General features: G+C 67.0%; 6 protein-coding genes. 1 reads left to right on the top strand and 5 read right to left on the bottom strand.

The genetic code is table 11. The features are described 5' to 3' along the window. Positions 1–891: ATP-binding protein (locus tag RMO40_RS01815; protein ID WP_309715466.1), on the top strand; the 891-nt coding region annotated here is incomplete at its 5' end. Here the strand turns inward: RMO40_RS01815 and RMO40_RS01810 are convergent. The 5 genes from RMO40_RS01810 to RMO40_RS01790 all read right to left on the bottom strand — a co-directional run. After that, on the bottom strand, positions 869–1,618 hold the full coding sequence (locus tag RMO40_RS01810; RefSeq protein WP_309715464.1) for a class I SAM-dependent methyltransferase: 750 nt from the start codon (positions 1,616–1,618) through the stop codon (positions 869–871). The genes RMO40_RS01815 and RMO40_RS01810 overlap by 23 nt on opposite strands. A 167-nt stretch (positions 1,619–1,785) precedes the next feature. Continuing rightward, positions 1,786–3,093 carry a methyl-accepting chemotaxis protein gene (locus tag RMO40_RS01805; protein WP_309715461.1) on the bottom strand — a complete coding sequence of 436 codons (1,308 nt, stop codon included), beginning with the start codon at positions 3,091–3,093 and terminating at the stop codon, positions 1,786–1,788. 54 nt (positions 3,094–3,147) lie between these two features. Beyond that, positions 3,148–3,861: an RNA polymerase sigma factor FliA gene (locus tag RMO40_RS01800; RefSeq protein WP_309715458.1), complete on the bottom strand. Its 714-nt coding sequence runs from the start codon at positions 3,859–3,861 to the stop codon at positions 3,148–3,150. 17 nt (positions 3,862–3,878) lie between these two features. After that, positions 3,879–4,661, bottom strand: a complete 783-nt coding sequence (locus tag RMO40_RS01795) for a flagellar biosynthesis protein (RefSeq protein ID WP_309715456.1) — start codon at positions 4,659–4,661, stop codon at positions 3,879–3,881. Between the two features lie 48 nt (positions 4,662–4,709). Further along, positions 4,710–5,573 (bottom strand): flagellar biosynthesis protein FlhF (locus RMO40_RS01790; RefSeq protein ID WP_489660088.1); only part of this gene is annotated, 864 nt, incomplete at its 5' end.

Here is a 5,573-nt window from a genome sequence, read left to right as displayed (position 1 = left end):
CCGGTGCAGGCGGCACAGGCGGCCTTGCGCGAGCGCTCACCGCTCGACATGGGCCCGCTGCCGGCCGATGAGCTGCCCACCGAAGTGAAGCCGCTGGTCGAAGCCTTCAACGCGCAGCTGTTGCGCCTGGAGACTGCCCTGCAAGGGGAGCGCCGTTTTCTCGCCGATGCGGCGCACGAGTTGCGCACGCCGCTGGCGGCGTTGATGGCACAGGCCCAGCTCGTGAAATCGGCGCCCACGCTCGACGAAAGCCGTGCCTCGCTCGCACCGCTCATCAGCGGCATCGAGCGCAGCGCACGCCTCACCGAGCAGCTGCTCGACCTGGCGCGCCTGGACGCGATCGAACACCCCGGCGCGCGCCCACCGGTGCCCCTGCACGAGATCGTCTCGCTGGTGGTGCGTGACTACGACAGCACCGCGCAGTCGGCCAGCCAGCGCTTGAAGCTGTCGGCCGAGCCGTGCCACGCCCGGGTGGACGTCGATTCCGTGGGTGTGCTTTTGCGCAACCTGATCGACAACGCCTTGCGCTATGCAGGCCCTGGCGCGCGTGTGGAAGTCGTGTGCCGTGAACAGGAATTGCAGGGCCAGCGCAGCGTGGTGCTGAGCGTGTGCGATGACGGCCCGGGCGTGCCGGTGGCAGACCGCGAACGCATCTTCGACCGCTTCTACCGCGTGCCCGGTACGCCGGGGCGTGGCAGCGGCATCGGCCTGTCGCTGGTGGCGCGCATCGCCAAGCTGCATGCGGCGCAGCTGGAGGTCTGCGAGGGGCTGGACGGGCGAGGCTTCGGCATCACGCTGCAGTTCGTGGCGGTCCTGCAGCCCGCCGCGCCCGATGCCCGCGCACCTGAGGCGCCGCGAGTGGCCACGCTCAAACCGCAGCGCGCACCTTGAACGGCGCCTGATAGAGCCACAGGGGCCGCCCGTCGGCACAGTGGTGCACGGCGGTGGGCTGCAGGTCGGCGGCTTCGAATTCCAGGCTCGCCATCCAGGCGCCGCAACGCAGCTCACGCTGCGCCTTGCGCACCGCACGCGGCATGCTCTCGGGGCGCTGAAAGAGGTAGACCAGGGCATAGGGCGTCCAGTCGGCGGCCCAGATGTCGGCACGCCTCACCCGCGCCGGCACACGCAACCAGCGGCAGCGCAGCGCGCAGGCCACACGCAGCGGCCAGCTCCACTCCAGGCCTTCGAGCCGGGCCTGCGGGTACTGGATGTGCAACTCGCGCAAGGCGTCGCCCATGCCACAACCGGCATCGACCACACGCGGCGACTCGCCATCGAGCCAGACCACGCGCGACAACCCTTTGAGGGCGCCCGAGGGTGTCGGGAACATCGGCGCGTCACGCCACGCATGCAGCGGGTACATCGCCAGCAAGGCCAGCAGCGGCAGCAGCCAGCCCCAGGCAGGCACGCTGCCCGCGAGGCCGGAGGCCAGCACCGAGAGCGGAAAACCCAGCGAGATGAAGACACGCCGCCAGCGGCGCACGCTCAGCAGGCTCAGCACACCGCCGATCGCCGTGGCGAGCAGCAATGCCGCCCAGTCACGGGCATCGAGAGCTTGCAGGCCGAAGAAGATGCCCCAGCACAAGGCCCAGACGAGCAGTGCGGGCAAGGGCCACATCAGGCGCTCGCTTTCTCGAAGGTGTTGTGCTGTGGTGAGAATTTCACCGCGGAGGCGCAGAGAACGCCAAGGTCGCAAAGAAAATCAATGTCTTTCCTTTGCGACCTTGGCGCCCCTTGGCGTCTTTGCGGTAGTGAGACCGACCGATGTGGCACGGCTGACTCAACTCAAAAATTGAACGCCAGCCGCACGCCACCCCAGTGCTTGCCGTTCACCGTGATCGGTGCGGCGGCTTCCTTGAGCAGCACGAACTTGCCGCCGCCCATGTCGCGGCGATAGGTCTGCAGCAGGAAGGGGCGCTGGTTGCGCGCCGACGCGAGGCCGGTGCGGTCGTTGAAGATGCGGCGGTAGCGGCTGTTGGCCGAGTCCCAGGCCAGATCGCCACGCTGGGGGTTGCAGTACAGCTTGTTGTGCGTGGCCACGTAGCCGTTGCGGTCGACCGAGATGCAGAACACGATCTTCGGGTTGCTGCCGAGCACACGCTCCTGCACCTGCGGGAACAGGCGGTCGGCCAGCTCCACGAAGCGGGTGGTGACCTGCGCCGGGTTGGTGCCAGGCATCGGCTTGTAGTGTTCGTCGAACAGGTCGACCTGGGAGATGGTGCCGGTGCGCAAGGCGTCTTCGAGCAGCTTGGAGATTTGGCCTGCCGCTTCCTTGGCCGCCAGGATGAAAGGCGTGTCTTCGGTCTCGATGCCGCACTCGGCCACCAGCTCGATCAGGTGCTCGGAGACCTTGAGGAACGATTCGCTGCGCGTGAGCGCCGAGTCGAGCGAGCGGCTGGCCTGGCGCATTTCGGCTTCGATCGCCGACATCTGGCCATTCAGCCCGTCGCAGATGCCGCGGCTTTGTTTGGCCGCTGCGGTGATGCTGGAAACGCCGCCTTCCAGCTCGGCCAGCGCACGCTGAAAGGCACCCTGCTCCGCCTGGTTGGGCCTCGATTGAATCTCTTTTGATAGCGCCTCGATGCGTGCGTCGAGCTCGCCCACGGTGCTCATGATGGCCTTGGACGAACGCTCGACCTTGCCAGCCAGGTCCTTGACCGCATCGGCCACCACGCCAAACCCACGGCCGGCATCGCCGGCGCGTTTGGCCTCGACCGAAGCGTTGAACGCCACCAGCCGGGTCTGCAAGGCGATCTGCGTGATCTGGCCTGCGGCGTCGGACACGTTGCGCAAGGTGTCGACGATGCCCGAGACCCCACTGCCAATGCCTTCGACCGCCTGACGCGCACGCGCCACCGCGCCCATGCTGCTGGAGGTCACGCCGCTGATGTCGTCTTGCGCGTTGGTGATGCTTTTCAGCTGCTGCGCCAGCGCGGCCACGGCCTGCGCCTGACGCGCCGCGCCCTTGGTGGTGTCGTCGAGCTGGCCACGCACTTCGGCCACTTCGCGGCCCATGGTCGAGGCCTGCTTGCCGATCGATTGCACAGCCGCGCGCAGATCGGGCTGCGCGGCCACCACCGGCTCAGCCGCCAAGGGTGGCGTGTTGCGGTTGGATCTGAAAACCTGGAACATCTTGGCCCCGATGAATTACCACTCGCGCAGTTTGACGCGCAAACGCGCGATCGACTGGCTGTGCAACTGGCACACACGCGATTCGGTGACTTTCAACACGGCAGCAATCTCCTTGAGATTCATGTCGTGTTCGTAGTACATGCTCATCACGTACTGCTCGCGTTCGGGCAGGTTCTTGATGCCTTCGACCAGGGCTTCGCGCATGCGCTGGTCTTGCAGCTGCGCGAGCGGGTTGAAGCCTTCGTCGGCCACATGGCGGTCAAGGAAGTCGTTGTCGCCTTCGTCGCCCGACATGTCTTCGAGGTACACCAGCTGGGTGCCGCGCACCTTGCCGAGCAGCTCCTGGTATTCGACCAGCGTCACGCCCATCTCACGGGCGATCTCGCTCTCGGCGGGCGCACGGCCGAGCTTCTGCTCCAGCTTGTGCACCGCGCTCTCGATGCTGCGCTGCTGCTTGCGCACGCCGCGCGAGAGGTAGTCGTTGCCACGCAGCTCGTCGAGCATGGCGCCACGAATGCGCTGGGTGGCGAAGGTCTCGAACTGCACGCCCTGCGCGGCGTCAAACCGGCTCAGTGCATCGGTGAGCCCGATCATGCCGACCTGAATCAAGTCGTCGAGCTCCACATTGGCGGGCAGCTTGGCAATCATCTGGTGGGCCAGGCGGCGCACCAGAGGGCTGTACTGCTTGAGCATCGAGTTGACGTCGAGTTGGCCTTTGGCGGTGTACATGTGTCGGCTCCGAGAGGTCAATTCAAGGCTTGTTGTTGTGAGGCTTGCGTGCCGTACAGGCCCACGGCCGGCAGGTAGCCGCCCGGGGTTTGCACGAGCGCGTCGCGAGCCCAGCGGCGCAAGGCGCTGGTGGGCGCTTCGCGCGCGTCGGACGCGGGGTCGATCTGCAGCCAGTCGCGCAGCACCGCTCCCAAAAAGTCATCGGCGCAGGTGGCAAGCTGCATGGCAATGCGTTCGGCGCGCGGCGAGCTGGGCGTGACGCACAGCAGCAGGTCGAACACCACCAGGCCGGCGCGCTGGTTGAGCAGCTTCATCGCGGCGTAGGCGTGGGTCACGCTGGAGGGGCGGTCGTCGGCCAGCAGCAGCGGGCGCGCTTCGCTGCGCACGAACAGGCGGCACAGGTCTGATTCGGTCGCGTGCACGATCACCACGTCAACTTGCGGCGCGGCGTCGGCGGCCGCTTGCAGGAAGCTGGCGGTCGAGCCCTGGGCGTCGACATAACGCACCGGCAGGCCGCGTGCGGCGAGGTAAAAAACTTGCGGCGACAGCGTCTCGATGCATTCGCTCAGTTCGAGTGCCGCCATTTCCTTGGGCGCGGGCGAGCGCTCGCCGGCGTCGATCACCAGCACGTGGGCACCTTGTTCACCAAAGGCGGTGCACAGCCGCTCCAGCATCACGCCGCCAAAGGCCACGTGCGGGTTGGCCACCACCGGCACGAAGCGCACGCGGTTGTGGGCAAACATCTGGCGCAGGCCGTAGGCCTGGTCGACCGGGAACGATGAATCAAGTGCGTCGTGCATGGGGCTCTTGTGTGGGTCTGGCACGGAGGATTTCAGGCGCTGTCTCGATCAGGCGTGAAGCGGCGGGCGAGCGCGCTGCGCCTGCTGCCGCGCCGTGAAGATCAGGTTCACGTCGTCGGCTGCCACGCGGTAGGCCGGGTTCACGTTCGCACGCAGGGCGCGGTGCACCAGGGCATGGGCCGACAGGCGGTGCCAGTCTTCGGGCACACGCTGGCCGTTGGCGACACCCACCACCTTGAGCTTGTGGCGGATCAGCGCGTCGAGCGCGGGGGCGAGCTTGACGGCTTCGTCCATCTTCGAGAGCACGATGCCTTTGCAGGCCGCGGCGTGGTACGAAATCATCACGTCTTCGATCGTCTCGCCTTGCGCGGCGGCGTTGATCACGAGCAGCTTTTGAATCGAGCGGTGGCCCAGCATCTCCATCAGCTCACGGGTGCGGGTGTCGCGCTGCGCCATGCCGGCGGTGTCGATCAGCACCATCTTCTTGCTGGCCAACAACTCCAGCAGGTCTTCGAGCGAGGCCCGGTCGTGCGCGGTGTGCACCGGCACACCGAGGATGCGGCCATACGCGCGCAGCTGCTCGTGGGCACCGACGCGATACGCATCGAGCGTGATCAGGCCGAGGTGGTTGGCGCCGTGCTTGGCGGCAAAGGCAGCGGCAATCTTGGCCGCGCTGGTGGTCTTGCCCACACCGGTGGAGCCGATGAGGGCGAACACGCCACCCTGGTCTTCGAGCGCGGCTTCGGCTTCGCCGGTGAGCAGGTTGCGTTCGAGCACGTTGGCAGCCCAGGCGGTTTCGTCGCCCACGTCGGTGGGCAGGCTTTCGACCAGCTTGCGGGTGAGTGCCGGCGAGAAGCCGCAGTCGAGCAGCTTCTGGATGAGATGGGCTTGCGCCGGGTGGCGCTGCATCTT

This window comes from Rhizobacter sp. (genome assembly GCF_031412075.1).
Lineage (GTDB): Bacteria > Pseudomonadota > Gammaproteobacteria > Burkholderiales > Burkholderiaceae_C > Rhizobacter.
The sequence above is the reverse complement of the archived record's forward strand: the minus strand, read 5'-3'. Positions and strand labels throughout refer to the sequence as shown.

Bases quoted from the DNA above. Each gene is read 5' to 3' on its own strand.
- RMO40_RS01810 (WP_309715464.1), bottom strand. From the start codon at position 1,618: ATGTGGCCCTTGCCCGCACTGCTCGTCTGGGCCTTGTGCTGGGGCATC.
- RMO40_RS01800 (WP_309715458.1), bottom strand. From the start codon at position 3,861: ATGTACACCGCCAAAGGCCAACTCGACGTCAACTCGATGCTCAAGCAG.
- RMO40_RS01795 (WP_309715456.1), bottom strand. From the start codon at position 4,661: ATGCACGACGCACTTGATTCATCGTTCCCGGTCGACCAGGCCTACGGC.